The organism is candidate division WOR-3 bacterium, assembly GCA_016867815.1.
Lineage (GTDB): Bacteria > Hydrothermota > Tepidihabitantia > Tepidihabitantales > Tepidihabitantaceae > UBA2258.
Genome location: VGIR01000006.1, coordinates 1 through 14887, shown reverse-complemented (window position 1 = coordinate 14887; position 14887 = coordinate 1). Strand labels below are relative to the sequence as shown.

General features: G+C 63.5%; 12 protein-coding genes. 2 read left to right on the top strand and 10 right to left on the bottom strand.

Annotation, left to right across the window (positions count from 1 at the left end; translation table 11 throughout):
• Nucleotides 1-178: 178 nt before the first annotated feature.
• The 4 genes from FJY68_01795 to FJY68_01780 form a co-directional block, all read right to left on the bottom strand.
• The gene (locus tag FJY68_01795; protein MBM3330568.1) at nucleotides 179-2062 is read right to left on the bottom strand and encodes a 2Fe-2S iron-sulfur cluster binding domain-containing protein; all 1884 of its coding nucleotides are present in this window, start codon (nucleotides 2060-2062) and stop codon (nucleotides 179-181) included.
• A gap of 105 nt (nucleotides 2063-2167) precedes the next feature.
• Nucleotides 2168-3349: an iron hydrogenase gene (locus FJY68_01790; GenBank protein ID MBM3330567.1), complete on the bottom strand. Its 1182-nt coding sequence runs from the start codon at nucleotides 3347-3349 to the stop codon at nucleotides 2168-2170.
• Nucleotides 3342-3866, bottom strand: coding sequence for an NADH-quinone oxidoreductase subunit NuoE (gene nuoE, locus FJY68_01785; GenBank protein ID MBM3330566.1), 525 nt, complete (start codon nucleotides 3864-3866; stop codon nucleotides 3342-3344). The genes FJY68_01790 and nuoE overlap by 8 nt, the downstream gene beginning before the upstream one ends.
• A gap of 2 nt (nucleotides 3867-3868) precedes the next feature.
• Nucleotides 3869-4240 (bottom strand): response regulator, encoded by a 372-nt coding sequence (locus FJY68_01780; GenBank protein MBM3330565.1) that lies wholly within the window; start codon nucleotides 4238-4240, stop codon nucleotides 3869-3871.
• A 235-nt stretch (nucleotides 4241-4475) separates the two neighbouring features.
• Between FJY68_01780 and FJY68_01775 the strand changes: the two genes are divergently transcribed.
• Entirely contained in the window at nucleotides 4476-5867 is a 1392-nt protein-coding gene (locus FJY68_01775; GenBank protein ID MBM3330564.1) for a GAF domain-containing protein, read from the top strand.
• A 267-nt stretch (nucleotides 5868-6134) separates the two neighbouring features.
• Here the strand turns inward: FJY68_01775 and FJY68_01770 are convergent, their stop codons facing one another.
• Together FJY68_01770 and FJY68_01765 are read right to left on the bottom strand one after the other, a co-directional pair.
• The gene (locus FJY68_01770) at nucleotides 6135-6701 is read right to left on the bottom strand and encodes a flavodoxin family protein (protein ID MBM3330563.1); all 567 of its coding nucleotides are present in this window, start codon (nucleotides 6699-6701) and stop codon (nucleotides 6135-6137) included.
• Nucleotides 6702-6837: 136 nt separating this feature from the next.
• The gene (locus FJY68_01765) at nucleotides 6838-7404 is read right to left on the bottom strand and encodes a hypothetical protein (GenBank protein ID MBM3330562.1); all 567 of its coding nucleotides are present in this window, start codon (nucleotides 7402-7404) and stop codon (nucleotides 6838-6840) included.
• A 309-nt stretch (nucleotides 7405-7713) separates the two neighbouring features.
• Here FJY68_01765 and FJY68_01760 point away from each other — a divergent pair, with 309 nt between their 5' ends.
• On the top strand, nucleotides 7714-8883 hold the full coding sequence (locus tag FJY68_01760; GenBank protein MBM3330561.1) for a phosphoribosylaminoimidazolecarboxamide formyltransferase: 1170 nt from the start codon (nucleotides 7714-7716) through the stop codon (nucleotides 8881-8883).
• 198 nt (nucleotides 8884-9081) lie between these two features.
• Here the strand turns inward: FJY68_01760 and FJY68_01755 are convergent, their stop codons facing one another.
• The 4 genes from FJY68_01755 to FJY68_01740 form a co-directional block, all read right to left on the bottom strand.
• Nucleotides 9082-10509 carry an MFS transporter gene (locus FJY68_01755; protein ID MBM3330560.1) on the bottom strand — a complete coding sequence of 476 codons (1428 nt, stop codon included), beginning with the start codon at nucleotides 10507-10509 and terminating at the stop codon, nucleotides 9082-9084.
• Nucleotides 10506-11408: a lipoyl synthase gene (gene lipA / locus FJY68_01750; protein MBM3330559.1), complete on the bottom strand. Its 903-nt coding sequence runs from the start codon at nucleotides 11406-11408 to the stop codon at nucleotides 10506-10508. The genes FJY68_01755 and lipA overlap by 4 nt, the downstream gene beginning before the upstream one ends.
• Before the next feature lie 86 nt (nucleotides 11409-11494).
• A complete protein-coding gene (locus FJY68_01745; GenBank protein ID MBM3330558.1) occupies nucleotides 11495-13102 on the bottom strand; it encodes a 4Fe-4S binding protein in 1608 nt (535 codons plus the stop codon).
• Between the two features lie 162 nt (nucleotides 13103-13264).
• Nucleotides 13265-14767, bottom strand: coding sequence for a hypothetical protein (locus FJY68_01740; GenBank protein ID MBM3330557.1), 1503 nt, complete (start codon nucleotides 14765-14767; stop codon nucleotides 13265-13267).
• Between the last annotated feature and the right edge of the window lie 120 nt (nucleotides 14768-14887).

The following is a 14887-nucleotide window of genomic DNA, read 5'->3' as shown; positions in this document are numbered from 1 at the left end:
AGATTCGACCGCGCGTGGTGCCGAGTCCAGACCAGAAGTGCGGTCGCGGCGTCGGCAAGGGCGAGAACCGCCTTCATCACCGGGACACCAGGTTACGAGGGTCTGCAAACGAAGAGCGCCTATGGCGAACGAGAAAGCCGGCGGGCGCGAGCCCGCCGGCCTGTGTATTCGGTAGAGTCTAGACGAGGTAGTCGCCGCGGGGAGTGTAGTGAGTGTGCAGGTACTTGTGGCTCACCTCGCCGCACGGCCCGTCGGTGAGGAACTCCGAGTAGAGTTTCAGCACGTGCGGGTTCTCGTGCGATTTGCGGATGGGCAGGCCCATATCCTCGGAGTAGATCGCCTTGGCCCGGGCCGCGCGAATGGCGGGCGAAGTGGGAATCGGTTGGCCGCCGCCGCCGAGGCATCCGCCCGGGCAGGCCATGAACTCGATGAAGTGGCAGCCGGCAAACTGCCCCCCCGCCTTGATGTCTTCCATCACTTTGCGGGCGTTGGCCGTCCCGTGCGCCACCGCAACCTTGAGTGTCGCACCTTTGAGCCACGACCAGTCCTTGCCCAGCTTGCCTTTCTTGATGAGCGGCTTGAACAAATCGAGCATCGGGCCGGTCTGCGGCACCTTGATCTCCATGTACTTGATGCCCTCAAACCCGCGCACCGGGATGATGTTGGCGTCGGTGAAGACCTGCTCGGCCTTCAAGCCCGTCACCACCTCGACCACGGTCCGGAGCGCCGCTTCCATCACACCGCCGGAGGCGCCGAAGATGAGGCCGGCGCCCGAAGCGTCGCCGAACGGCAGGTCGAACTGCGACTTGGGCATGTGCGGCAGGTCGATCCCTGCCTCCCTTATCATCTGCGCGGTCTCGCGGGTGGTGAGGCCGTAGTCCACATCCTTGTACCCGGTCGAACGCATCTCCGGCCGGTTCGCCTCGAACTTCTTGGCCGAGCACGGCATCAGCGAAACGGTCACGATGTCGGCCGGGTTGATGTTCTGCTTCTGGGCGTAGTAGCTCTTGATGAGCGCGCCGAACATCTGCTGCGGCGATTTGCAGCTCGACATGTAGGGCAGGTACTCAGGGTAGAAGTGCTCGATGAACTTGACCCAGCCCGGCGAGCAGGAGGTGAACTGGGGCACGAACGTCTCTTCCTTCTTGACCAGCGCCTTGTAGAGCCGTGTCAGGAGCTCGGTGCCTTCCTCGATGATGGTGAGGTCGGCCGTGGTATTGGTGTCGAAGACCATGTCGAACCCGGCGCGCCGCAGCGCGGTGTTCATTTCGCCGGTCATCGAAGTGCCGGCCTTGAAACCGAACTCCTCGGCAATGGCGGCGCGCGGGCTGGGCGCGGTCTGCATCACGACGTGCTTTTTCGGGTCATCGATACCCGCCCAGATCTCGTCCGATGGGTCTTTGGCCCGGAGCGCGCCGGTCGGGCAGCGGTTGATGCACTGGCCGCAGTTGATGCAGATGACGTCGGCGAGCGGCCGGTCCTCGAAGGTCTCGATCCGCGTCTTGTCGCTGCGCTTGGCCGCGGTCAGGACGCCGACCGACTGCAGGTCGATGCAGGTGCGGACGCACCGCCGGCAGACGACGCACTTGTTCATGTCGCGCACGACCGAGTAACTGGAGCGGTCGACTTCGAACCGGGGCTTGTCCGGGTGGCCAAAGCGGAAGAAATCGACGCCGTACTCCTTGGCCAGCGCCTGCAACTCGCAGTTGTTGTTGCGGAAGCAGGAGTAGCACTCGCCGTAGTGCTTCGAGAGGATGAGGTCGAGAACGTGGCGGCGCGCCTGGCGGACGCGCTGGCTGGTCGTGCTGACCGTGATCGGCTCGGTGATGGGAAATGTGCAGGCGGTCTGGAGCGTACGTTGTTTGGCCACTTCCACCACGCAGATGCGACAGACACCGGCAAGGCAGAGGTCCTCATGGTAGCAGAGCGTCGGGATGCGGATACCGACGGTCTTGGCCGCGTCGAGGATGGTGGTGCCGAACGGCACCTTGATGTCGAGATCGTCCATCTTGACCGAGACAAGGCCGCCGATGTCGCCCGGCTTGCCCGCCAGGACGGTCATCGGCTTCTCGCTGGTCGGGGCGGTCCCGCCCGGCGCGACCCGTTTGGGGTTGGCGCCGGGAGCTTGGGGCTTGGTGCTGGAGGCTTTCTTCGTAGGCATCGTGGACTACTCCTTCGTCGCGGGCACGCGGCCCAGGATTTCCGACCGGAAGTGCTCGGTGATGTCGAGGAACGCATTGGCGCTCGATTGTCCCAGGCCGCACTTGGACGCGGCCTGCATCGTGCGCCCTAGATTCTGCAGCTCGCGCAGATAGTTGATGGAGCAGCGTCCCTGCTTCAACAGGTGCACGCCCTCCAGCAGTTTCGGGTTGCCCTCACGGCAGGGGGTGCACTGGCCGCAGGACTCCTCGACGAAGAAGTCGAGGAAGTTCTCGGCCACGTGCAGCATATCCCGCTGCTGGCCGATGACGATGACCGAGCCTCCGGTCGCGAGGTCCTCAAAGCCCAGCTTGCGGGCGAATTGCGCCGCCGGGACCGTCCGCCCCGAGGCGCCGCCTACCTGCACTGCCTTGGCTCCCTCGCCCTCGACGAGTTTCAGGATGTCCCTGACGCTGGTGCCAAAACCGACTTCATAGACGCCAGGGCGCTTGCAGTCGCCGGATATCGACAGCAGCTTCGATCCGGTTGAGACGTCGGTACCCAGCTTCCTGAACCACTCCGGTCCTTTGACGAGTATGTGCGCGCAGGCGATGAGCGTCTCGACGTTGTTCACCGAGGTCGGAACGCCAACCAGCCCGGTGTTCACCGGGTAGGGCGGCCGGTTGCGCGGCTCGCCGCGTGAGCCCTCAAGCGACTCGATGAGGGCGGTCTCTTCGCCGCAGACGTAGGCGCCGGCGCCCATGCGGATTTCGATGTCGAAGTCGAAGTCCTTGCCCAGCACTTTCTTGCCGAGCAGCTTGTTCTTGCGCCGCTCCGCCAGCGCGGCCTCCAGCCCGGGCCGCATGTAGGCATACTCGGCACGCAGGTAGATGACCCCGAGCCTGGCGCCGATGGCGTAGCCGCCGATGGTGATGCCGTCGAGCAGCACCTCGGGCCGCTCGGTCAGGAGCAACCGGTCCTTGAAAGTACCCGGCTCGCCCTCGTCGGCGTTGCAGACGAGGAACTTCTTCGGGGACTGGGCCACCGCGCAGAGATTCCACTTCACCGCGGTCGGGAACCCGGCGCCGCCGCGACCGCGGATGCCGGACTCACGCACGACCCGGATGACCTCGGTCCGCGACAGCGAAAGCGCCTTCTTCACGCCCGAGCCGGCTTCGTAGCGCTCCATGATATGAACGACGCTAGCCATGGTGCGCCTCCTTCTCTTCCAGTTGCGAGGCCGGGCCGAACATTCTCCGGTACTTCTCGAGGATTTCCGATACCAGTTCCGGGCTGACCTCGGTGTAGACGTCATTGTTCACGAGCATGGCCGGGCCGTGGTCGCACATGCCCAGGCAGTTGCAGTACTCGAGTGAGAAAAGCCCGTCCTGGGTCGTGCGGCCGAACCCGATGCCCAGCTCGTTCTCGAGCTGACGCGCAACCTCCTTCTTGCCCACGAAGTCACAGGAAAGGGTGCGGCAGAGCCGGATGGCGAACTTCCCCCGCGGCTCGGTCGAAAGGAAAGAATAGAAAGAAGCCACGCCGTAAACCTCGGTCGGGAACACCCCGAGTTGGCGGGCAATCTCCTGCATCGCAAAGTCGGAAACGCAATGGTACTTCTCCTGTACGGCCTCGAGGATCGGCATCATCCCGTCGCGCTTGTGCTCGTACTTCTCCGCCAATTCCGCGATTTCGTGGCGGAGCGATTCTCTTTCAGTTGCCAGCATCTTCATTTCCTCAGGAACTTCTTGACCTTGGCGACCAGGTCTTTGGGCGCAACCGGCTTGGACACAAACTCGTCTACCGGCGCCATTTCGGAATCCTTACCGAACTTGTAGCCGGTCACGTGGCCGATGGAGGACAGGATGATGATCGGCGTCTTCACACCCTTGTGGCGCAGATCCTGGGCAACCACGAACCCGTCATCCGGCTGCTCCATCATCACATCGAGTATGATGAGGTCGGGTTTCTCTTTGTCGACTCCACGCATAGCCTCTTCCCTGCTCGTGGCGGTGGCCACCACATATCCCTCGGCCGAGAGGATGAGCTGCAGGGAATCGACGATATCCGGGTCGTCGTCAACGATCAGTACCTTCGGCATAGCGACTCCTTATTAATTCTTGCCTGTCTTCGGGTCTGGCCAACGGATTGTTGCGAATGGTACGGGGTGCGACCTACCGAGTGCAGTGTATCAGAAACCAGCCCGGCTGGCAAGTCCCGCCGAATCCGACGCCAAGAACACCAAGCGTACAGTGACATTGCCTGCCGGACCTTCTTCGTCTCTTTGCACCTTGGTGGTGAACTCCCAAATCGAACCTGGGAGTGGTGAACCGCGGTTGACTGAGGCGCGTCGCCGGCTATCTTCTATCATCAAGGAAGACGAAAGCTCCACACCCGTGAACGGGCCGGAAATGCGCACCCCGGAAGACTCGGCCGGACCGCTGCACGAGGCCGCGGTGCAGATGGTCATCGAGGACCTGAAGCACCTCTGGTTCTCGGGCAAGTCGCTGTTCGAGGTGCTCGACGTCGTCTTTGAGACGATGCGCCATATCATTCCGTTCGACCGGATGTCGGTGGCCTTCTACAATGAGGAAACCGGCATGGTCGTGTCCCGCTGGGTGCGGAGCGATACCGAGGTGAAACGCGTCGACAAGGGCTACTGGGCAGAACTCAAAGGCTCGTCGCTCGAGCCAATTCTCCGCACCGGCCGGCCCCGTATCATCAACAACCTCGAACAACACCTCGCCGCCCGGCCCGATTCCAGGGCAACCCAGGACATCCTGAAGGACGGCGTGATGTCCAACCTGACCTGCCCGCTGCGCGCCGGCGACCGCGCCATCGGCCTGCTCTTCTTCAGTTCACGCAAGCCCGACAACTACCAGCCCAGCCACATCGACACTTTCCTCGCGGTCGCGGACTCGCTCTCTCTCGCGGTCGAGAAGGTCAAATACCTCGACGACCTTGCCCAGGCCAAGCACAACTACGCCCAGATACTCTATTTCGTCGCCCACGAACTGAAGGCGCCGCTGGCCTCGATTGTGACTCTCGGCCAGACCCTGACCGAAGGCTACCTCGGCAAACTCACGCCCCAACAGGCCGAAAAGGTGCAGCGGATGATTGCGAACTCCAACTACCTGGTCAATCTCGTGCGCGACTACCTCGACCTGTCGCAAATCGAAACCGGCGAACTCCGGTATCATCCCGGCCCGGCCGTGGACCTGGTCGAGGAAGTCATCCGGCCGATGGTGGAAATCCAGTCAACGGCTGCCAGGGCCCGCGGCATGACCATCGAGACCGACCTCGAGTACCTGGTCGCGCCCTGCGACGCAACCCTGCTCAAGGTCGTCTTCAACAACCTGCTCGGCAACGCGGTCCGGTACGGCCGTGAGAATTCGAAGATCCTGGTCCGGCTCGTGCGCCGGAGCTTCTCCGACTACGCTGACTCGGGCGAGCACGTCCGCCAGTACTGGGCGCTCTTCTCGGTACGCAACGAAGGCGTCGGGTTCGCGCCGGAACAGAAGCAGAAACTCTTTGCCCGGTTCCAGCGCCTCAACCATCCCGAACACAAGGGCGTGACCGGTTCCGGCCTGGGCCTGTACATCTCGCGCCAGATAGTCATACGGCACGGCGGCGAGATCACGGCCGATTCCGAACCGGGCAAGTGGACCGAGTTCCGGTTCCGCATCCCGCTCCGGCAGGAAGCCCCCCTGGCGAGCACGCCAGCGTAGGGACGACCGATCCGGCCGCCTTCCTTCACGCGCCTGCATCCTGTTGTCAGCAAGAACCGGACACCGACGTCGCCGGGCTGCGGATGCTCCCTGGTGAGGAGGGAAGACGAGTCCCTTGACTTCCGACTGACCCTACCCTGCGGTCAAACCTGCGATGCGCATCCTATCGGGGAAGAAACGCAGAACAACCAAGGGTCCTCGCCTTGGCTGTTGCCCGCATTCTGGCCTGATCGGTGACTGGGAATCAGCTAGTCGTCAGTACCTGTACTACTTCGCCCTCAGCGCCTTCGCCAGCTCCTTGCCAAAGCCCCTAGCGCTGCTCCTGAGCGCGGCGCTCGCCGCGAGCTTCGCACCATCCGGGCAGGGCGCGGCTACGTGCTGGCCCAAGTACTCTATGCCGGCGTAGCGTGAGAACCGTGCGAACACTTGCACCGCCAGGTCCGCGCCGTCGAACGCATCGCCACCCGCGGTCAGCACCAGTGCCCACTTGCTCCCCTTCAGCAAACCCTCGCCGGTCAACAGCGCAAAACACCGCTCCAAGGCCGACTTGACCCGGGCGGTCACGCTCCAGCAATAGATCGGGCTGGTCCAGAGCACGAGGTCGGCGTCGATCATCTTGTCGTACAGCTCGGTCATGTCGTCACCCTGTGCGCAACCGGGCGCTCCCTTGGTCTTCGTGCACGCAAGACACGCCTGACATGGGTGGATATCCAGCTCACACAACTTCACCCGCGTCACCTTGTTGCCCTTGCCCATACCGGCCAGCACCCAATCGGTCACCGCGCTCGTGTTTCCCTTCCTCGGGCTTCCTTCGAGCACAAGAACGTGATTCATGCCGATCTCCTCTCTTGTGGAATCGTCATTGCGGGACTCTCACTACCCCGAACGGAATCCCAGTTGCGCGCGACAATCAGACAACCCGGGTCCGGGGCGGCACCGTGGCAATGTCAACCGATGTCCGCGTCGGCGACTACTTGGTCGGGCGAGGCGAATCCGGGTCGCCGGCGACGTACTGTTCAAGCATCTGCAGCGCTTCGGGCAGCACCGACAGTCGACGGGACGGGTCCGAAACGCGAGCCCGCTGCAGCAGCGTTCTTCTGGAAACGACCTTGGCTACCGCTGCACAGTACTCCGCCAGGGCCTGAGCCCAGTATCCGGTCGGCAGTTGCGGCAACCCCATATACTCCTGATTGGTGCGCCACAGCCTGTCCAGCTCCGCAGCCACCGATGCCGGATCGGTGTTCTCCTCGGTGTACGGTCGCATCAACTGCCCTTGCACGCCCCGGACGCCGACGAATTCCCCGAGCGCCCGGCCGAACTTCCTCAACGCCTTGGCCGACACCGCGCCGAAGTCGGCGGACGCTCGCACCTGTACCAGCGTCGACAGGCACTGCTTGACCGCGTCCTCGGCGGCGATCTGATCGGCCAGCTGCTGTGCGCCGCCAACGCTCTCCGCCAACTCCACAACGATGCTCTTGGCACAGCCGGTGAGCGCGCTCTTGGCGACGTCCGCGACTATTACTTCAATTGGGTTCATTGGTGAAGGTCCGAGTCAGGTTGCTGCACTGGATACTCCTTGTTACCTGGTCCGAAGTTGAACCAAGCTGCTGCTGTCACCATACCAATTATCCGTGAGTCGGGCAGTATGTCAAGAGCAGACGGCGGTGTGGTGCCAGACGGCTTCCGGTTGCGGCGCGCCTTCCCGCGATACCCGGTCGCGACCTCCCAGTGATCCGGGGTCCATCCTCCTCATTCACAGCTTTCTTCCGGGCCGGACGGCAGATCCCGAGTTCTTCGGTGACTGCGCCTGCTTGACTTTGCGGCCGGGGGCGATAACGTGACCCGCATGGAAGAGATAAAGCTCCGCTACGGCGTCAACCCGCACCAGACTCCAGCGCGCGCATTCGTCCCTGACGGCAAGCTGCCGTTCATGGTGCTGTCCGGCGCGCCCGGATACATCAACCTGCTCGACGCGCTCAATTCGTGGCAACTCGTACGCGAGATGAAGGAGCTGACCGGCCTGCCATCGGCCGCCTCGTTCAAGCACGTCTCTCCGGCCGGTGCCGCAACCGGCCTGCCGCTCTCGCCGGAACTTGCCGAGTCGTGCTTCGTCAAAGCCGCCGACCTCTCGGCGCTGGCCACTGCGTACGTCCGGGCACGTGGCGCTGACCGGCTCGCCTCGTTCGGCGACTGGATTGCGCTTTCCGACACCGTTGATGAATCCACCGCGAAGGTCATCAGCCGTGAGGTTTCGGACGGCTGCATCGCGCCCGGGTACGAACCGGGGGCGCTCAAGCTCCTGCAGGGCAAGAAGAACGGCACCTACCCGGTTCTCCAGATGGACCCGTCCTATCGGCCTCCCGAGTTCGAAGCCAAGGAGGTCTACGGCGTCACACTTGAACAGGCCCGCAACAACACGCCGATAACGTCCGCGTTGCTCGACAAAGTCGTTACGTCCAGGAAGCAGATCCCGGACGAAGCCCGGACCAACATGCTCGTCGCCACACTGGCCCTGAAGTACACTCAATCGAACTCAGTCTGCGTCGCGTATGACGGACAAGTCATCGGCATGGGCGCGGGCCAGCAGTCACGCATCGCCTGCACCCGCATCGCCTGCGCCAAGGCCGACAAGTGGCTGCTCCGACTTCATCCGCAGGTGCGCGGACTCGACTTCAAGAAGGGCACGACCCGCACCGACAAGGCCAACGCGATCGACCTCTTTCTCGAAGAAGATGCAGCCGAGGCCGAACTCACGGCCTGGCGTCTCAGCTTCAGCACCATGCCGGCGCCGCTCTCCCGCGACGAGAGACAGGAGTGGCTCACCCGCTTTGACGCGGTAGCGCTCAGTTCCGATGCCTTCATCCCCTTCCGCGACAACATCGACCGTGCAGCCCGTTCCGGCGTCCGCTACGTAGTACAGACCGGCGGCTCCTCCCGTGACGAAGGCATCATCCGCGCCGCCGACGAATACGGCATGGTGATGGCCTTCACCGGCCTCCGCCTCTTCCACCACTGACCCGCTCACGCAGGATTCCCGGACGTCAAGCCGCAGACTTGGGCTGGCGGTCTCTAGATGGAGGGCGGGCCGCACGCCCGCCCAGGAATCCGGCCCGCAGGAATCAGTCAGTCACGATCAGCTTGCCCTGGCGGTCGCGGTCCCGGTCACGACAAGGGACAAGAGAGTACCGCGCGGCGCATCAACCGGCGTGTCAGATCAGGGCTCGTCTTTGGGACGCAGGCCCAGCGCGGCGAGCACGCTCTCTTTCCCGGCGTTGAGCTGCCAGAGCGCCATCGTACCGAGCGCCCGCATCGTGTGCGGCACCGACTTCGAGTCGCGCTCGTGCACCCGCAGCAGCAGCGGCAGGGTGACGAACCGGAGCAGGCCCGCAGCCATGAACATCATGTGGTAGTTGATGAAGGTGCGCCCGGCGATGGCCACGTGGAAACCGTGCAGAGCCTGGGCGATGACGCCGGAGAGCATCGAAGCCGCGAACGCGCCCAGCCCGGTGACCGCGGCGTAGATCGCGAAGTAGCTCTCGCGGTGGGCCGGGTTGTCGGCCAGTTCGAGGAGCAGGTTCCAGAGACCGAGGCTGGCGCCGCTCCAGACCAGGCCGTTCATCAGGGCGTCGCCCCAGATGGGCAGGCGGAACGACGGCGTCGCGAAGAGCCAGAGCAGCGGCATCACCCCGACCAGCGCGAAGTTCAGAACCGTGACCGGCCGCGCGCCGAACCGGTCGACGGCCCGGCCCCAGAACAGCTGCATCACCATGCCGGTCACGCCGCCGATCATCGAGTAGACGCCGATGGCGGCAAAAGAGAAGTGCAGGTTCTTCATCATGTGGACGATGTAGAACGGCGACGCGAGCGTGCCGGTCACGAACCAGACCGCCAGAAAGAGGACGAGCTTGCTGAACTGCGGTTCCTTCAGCGGCCCGATGAAAGTGTCGCGCAGGCCCAGGCGCGGGCGCGGCGGAAGTTCAGGCTCGGGTTGGCGGAGTAGGAGGAGCGTCGAGACCAGGCCGAAGACTACGGCGAGACCGAAGGCCAGCGCGTAGCCCAGCGGTTCGTGTCCCTGCGCCTTGAGCCAGTCCATGCCCCGGCCCGCGCCGTACGCAGCCGTCACGCCCAGGATGCTGTGGATGGCATTACGCAGACCAAAGAACCTGCCCCGCCTCTCCTCCGGCACCAGGTCCGTGATCCACGCCTGCCAGACCGTACCCGCGATGGTCATTATCAGGCTCGACACTGCGACCGTGACGAAGAAAAGCACCAGGCTGACCTTCATCTGCAACAGCAGGAACGGGATGAGCACTATGAAGACCGAACGGCCGATACCTGCGGTCCAGATGAGCAGATTCTTGCGCTCGCCGGCGCGGCGCACCAGGTAGCCGGACAGGAACCCGAACCCGGTGACCAGGGCAGGGATGGCGGAAAGCAGCGCGATCTGGAATGAGTTGGCGCCAAGCCAGAGAGCAAGACCGGTCAGGAACATCCCGCCCGCGAGCGTGGCGTAGAGCATCGCGAACCCGCCTTCGACAATCGAGACGCGCAGTCCGCGGTTCACCTCGGAAGCGGATAGTGATCTGGTGGTCGAGTGGTCCGGTGGTCCGGTGCCGGAATCCAGTCCCGTGTTCGTCTTCACGTGACCTCTTGGCCACTGGGGCAATGGGACACTTCTGCGGCGCGATAGGAACTCCGCACGAGCGGACCGCAGAGCGCGCCCTTGAAGCCCATCGCGAGGGCCTCTTTCTCCAGCGCCACGAATTCTTCGGGCGTCAAGTAGCGCTCTACCGACAGGCACCTTCGCGCCGGCTGGAGATACTGGCCGACCGTAACGATGTCACAGCCTACCGAGCGCAGGTCGCGGAGTGCCTGCCGCAGTTCGTCGTCGGTTTCTCCCAGTCCGACCATCAACCCGCTCTTGGTCGTCAACTTAGGCGCGATACGCTTAACCGTCGCCAGCACGGCGAGTGAACGCTCGTAGGAAGCACGCGGGTCACGTACCTTCGGCGAGAGCCGCTCGACTGTCTCCAGGTTGTGTCCGAACACGTCGGGAGAAGCCGACACCACCATCGCTGCCAGATCCTCTCTTCCGCCGAAATCAGGCGTGAGAACCTCAACCAGAGGGGACGCGGGCCGCCCATTTTGCACTTTGCCTTCTGCACTTTGCATTTTGACTTGCCTGGCTGCTTCCGCGAACATCCCCGCCCCGAGGTCCGGCAGGTCGTCGCGGTCAACCGAGGTCAGGACGACGTAGAAGAGCTTGAGTTCAACGACAGCGCGGGCAACGCGTTCGGGCTCGGTCTTATCCAGCGTGCCCTGCGGGTTCCCGGTCCTGACCGCGCAGAATCGGCAGTGGCGCGTGCAGGTGTCACCGAGAATCATGAACGTCGTGGTGCCGCGTCCCCAGCATTCGGCGAGATTGGGACACCGAGCCGAGCTGCACACGGTGTTGATGCCGTACGCTCGCAGCCGCTCGTTGGTCGCCTCGAACTCCGCGCCAGACGGCACGGCCGTCCGCAGCCAGTCAGGTTTTCTCATCGGGAGTGAATTCTACCATAAAGACATAAGGGCACAAAGGGAAGTGAACGGAATACGGTTCACGGTATGCGGTGCACGTTCCGCGGTTAGGCGCGGAATCTAAGGCAGGACTTGGGGCAGTTGGCCACGCACTCGTTGCAGCGGATGCACTCGAGCTGGTTCTGGCTCTGCACGGGGTCAATGTCCATCGGGCAGACCTTGCGGCAGATGCCGCAGTGAATGCAGGTGCTCTCGTCCAGCTTCAGGTTCATCAGACTACCCTTGTTGAAGGGCGAGTAGACGGCACCGATGGGACAGATGATGCGGCAGAACGGGCGCTTGATGGCGATGGCCGCGACGATGAAGAAAAGCAGCAGACCGATCTTGACCCAGTAGAGCCAGCCGACCAGGCCACGCAGGGCATTGACCGGATCCCAGAGCACGAGCGGGATGCCGGCGCCGAACGTCCCCTGCGGACAGAGCTTGCAGAACCACGGCTCGGCAGTGAGATAGGAAGCCACGCCTGCCACGAGCAAGAGCACGCCGAACTTGAGAAAGTTGGAGGGAAGCGACACCTTGACCACCACATCCAGCATCACGACCACGAAGAGCGACGCCAGGGCCAAACCGATTCCCAGCGGCAGGCCCGACAGAGGGCCGACATGGAAGGCAGGATTGCCCAGCCAGCCGAGCAGGAAACCGGCGACTGCGGCAAGTATGGCGCCAAGCCAGCGCCCGGTAATCCCGAACAGGATCATGGCGACAAACCCGGCCGCGACCGCGTACCCGATTTCGAACTTGAACCAGACGACAAGCGCGAGCCCGACCGCAGCCAGGAATCCGCCCAGCCGCATCCGGCGCGGCAGTTCGAGCTTGCCTTTGATGACAATGGCCAGCACCGCCAGGTTGAACGGCAGCCACGCGTAGAGGAAGACCCGCAGCGGCGGCAGTTTCAGAAAGAAGATGAGCGCCGTGGCGATCAATGCACTGATGAGGCCGACTCCTCCGAACGACGCCCAGCGCTTGTTTCCCGCCTTCGCGCCAACCTTGACCTTGAAGAGCAGGTCCTGCCACATTCCGAACGGACAGAGCCAGGCGCAGGCCGCCCGCCCGACCACCGCGCCGACGACGATGAACATGCCGAGCGGCAGCCAGGGCAGCAGCTTCATGCCGACCATCTGCTGGGTAGAGCCGATCGGGCAGGCGAAAACCGCCAGGGGCCCACCGTAGCAGTTGAGTATCGGCTGCGGCAGGTACTTCAGGAAACCCTGGTAGAGTATCTTGTTCTGGAGGTAGGCGACGATGTAGGCGTTGAGCAGGACCGCCGATGCTATCTGGACTACGCGGTAGGGAGCGACACGGCGGCGCAGGAAAATGACCGTAGCCAGCATGATCAGGGCGAACGGCAGCCACCCGAAGACGAGTACCCGACCCAGCGGCAGCTTTTCGCCGAAGCTCAGGAACGCGGCCGCGACCGCGCCGGTCAGGGCAATGACGCCGAAAGAGAGCCAGCGGTTGAGGATGGTCGGCCGGCCGAGGAACAGGGCGAGAAAGAGCCCCAAACCCAGCATCGAGGCCAGCCCGTAGTAGAGCACGCCCCAGTCAAAATGCCCGAGGAATTTGAGCAGGAGCGTGGAAACTGCCGACGCTCCGGCGATGGCAATGAACACACAGACTCGCGTCCGGGCGCTGATGTCGAAGCGCGTGCCGGTCATAGTGCCGGAACCTGCATCGAGGCTACACGAGCCCCATGCAGGACAGTCATATCTGGGCTGCGAAGCGGTGAATCGTCTCCGGGTCCCCGGCCCTGATACCGAGCACGACCGCGGCCAACCCGACAACCGCGAGGACAACGAAACTGATGCGCCGCTTCACTTCTAGAAAGTGCTGATGAGCTGTGCTTTGATGCCGCTGAAGGGCGCTTCTTCACGGCAGACACCGCCCGAGCAGGTGTAGCCACCGCGCTCGGAGCCGATCCGCACGCGCAGCATGTTCCGCTCGGTTATCGACCAGACTGCCTCGACCACCGGCCACGACGTTTCACCTTTGAAGCGCCGGTCGAGCTTCATGTCCACGAACTGGTAGCCGACGGTGAAGAGGAGCGCTTCGCCGTAGCCGTAGCTGGCGGAGATGGCGGCCTCGTGGTACTTCCACGGTTCGACCATGTGTCCCGTGTCCTCGGTGACGAAGTTATACTCGGCCTCGAAAGCGAAGGTGTGCTGGCCGAACAGGTAGTTGGCATGGATGGTCGGCTTGTCGGTCGCGCGGCTGGCCACATGCAGCTCGATGTTCTCCTGCACCATGTGGTTGAACTTCGCCTCGAACGTCCAGTCGGTCCCGAGCGAGTACCGCACCTTGCCCTCACCCTCGATCACGCCCTTCGTCGAATCGCGCGGGGCACTCAGGCTGCCGAGACTCGCCTCAACATAGAGCGGCGCAGTCGGAGTACCCGACGCGGTCACGCCGAACCCGCGTTCATCCACTCCGCGGTTGATGGCCACGCCGGACTTGATAGGAGTCGGCGGGTCGGTGTAGCGGTAAGTCCTCCTGTCCGCCAGCACGACGTCCGGGAACCCGAGCTTGTCGTAGTCTACGTACTCGCCGACTATCGAATAGCTGCCGATGGCGACGGTCCCGGTGAGGTAGTATCCGAATCCCTTCTCGCGGCCGCCGACATAGGGTTTGGTGCCGAGCCGCTGACAGACTTCGCCGTAGATCTCGACCGGACCGACCGAAATCGTGGCGTCGCCGCCGAAGAGCTCGTTGAACGCTTTGGGCGTCGGGTCCTGGGTGCGGTTCACGCGCACGTACCGCCCGCCGAACCCGGCGAAGCTGAACGGCCGTGATGACAGGTTTGCGCCCAGCACCTGGTCGTTCGTGTCGGCGTGAACCGAATCGGCGTTCATCACCCGGTAGGCATTCTCCTGGAAGAAGATGTCACGCATCCGCGCGCCGAGCAGCACCAGTTCGGTCTGCCGCGGCAGCCGACCGATGAAGCGCAGGCCGTTCAGACTCTTGTAGTGCCGGAAATCGTCGTCCGAGTACGTCCGCAGGGCGAGCCCCTTGCCGAACGTCTGGAAGAACTTCCCGTACAGGACCTCGAGCATCTTCGGGCTGTAGGCAACGGTGTAGTCGAGCAGACGCAAAGGCTGCCGGACGGCGTCCCACGGTTTTGATGGCTCGTAGAGGAACAACCCCAGCCCGCCGCGCAGGTCGCCGTAGCGGAGGTTCAGGTCGAGCTTGTCCTCAAGGTGCGTGGCGTAGTCCTGCTCGTAGAGCCAGAACTCGGCCTTGTTCGTGCCCTGCATGGAAAGCTCCGCGGCTCGGGAAAAGGAGCAGAGGGCGAGGAGCAGGACGCCAGCCGCCGACCAGGCTTTCACTCTTCCGACTTCTCCTCGGTGGCCGATTCCTCGGGCAGCCACTTCAGGAACTCGGCTTTGATCCGGTTCTCGTCGCCCTTCTTGTACCCGATGTGGGTGTAGACGATTTCACCTTTCTGA

Bases quoted from the DNA above. Each gene is read 5' to 3' on its own strand.
- FJY68_01790 (MBM3330567.1), bottom strand. From the start codon at position 3,349: ATGGCTAGCGTCGTTCATATCATGGAGCGCTACGAAGCCGGCTCGGGC.
- nuoE (MBM3330566.1), bottom strand. From the start codon at position 3,866: ATGCTGGCAACTGAAAGAGAATCGCTCCGCCACGAAATCGCGGAATTG.
- FJY68_01780 (MBM3330565.1), bottom strand. From the start codon at position 4,240: ATGCCGAAGGTACTGATCGTTGACGACGACCCGGATATCGTCGATTCC.
- FJY68_01760 (MBM3330561.1), top strand. From the start codon at position 7,714: ATGGAAGAGATAAAGCTCCGCTACGGCGTCAACCCGCACCAGACTCCA.
- FJY68_01795 (MBM3330568.1), bottom strand. From the start codon at position 2,062: ATGACCGTCCTGGCGGGCAAGCCGGGCGACATCGGCGGCCTTGTCTCG.
- FJY68_01770 (MBM3330563.1), bottom strand. From the start codon at position 6,701: ATGAATCACGTTCTTGTGCTCGAAGGAAGCCCGAGGAAGGGAAACACG.
- lipA (MBM3330559.1), bottom strand. From the start codon at position 11,408: ATGAGAAAACCTGACTGGCTGCGGACGGCCGTGCCGTCTGGCGCGGAG.
- FJY68_01765 (MBM3330562.1), bottom strand. From the start codon at position 7,404: ATGAACCCAATTGAAGTAATAGTCGCGGACGTCGCCAAGAGCGCGCTC.
- FJY68_01745 (MBM3330558.1), bottom strand. From the start codon at position 13,102: ATGACCGGCACGCGCTTCGACATCAGCGCCCGGACGCGAGTCTGTGTG.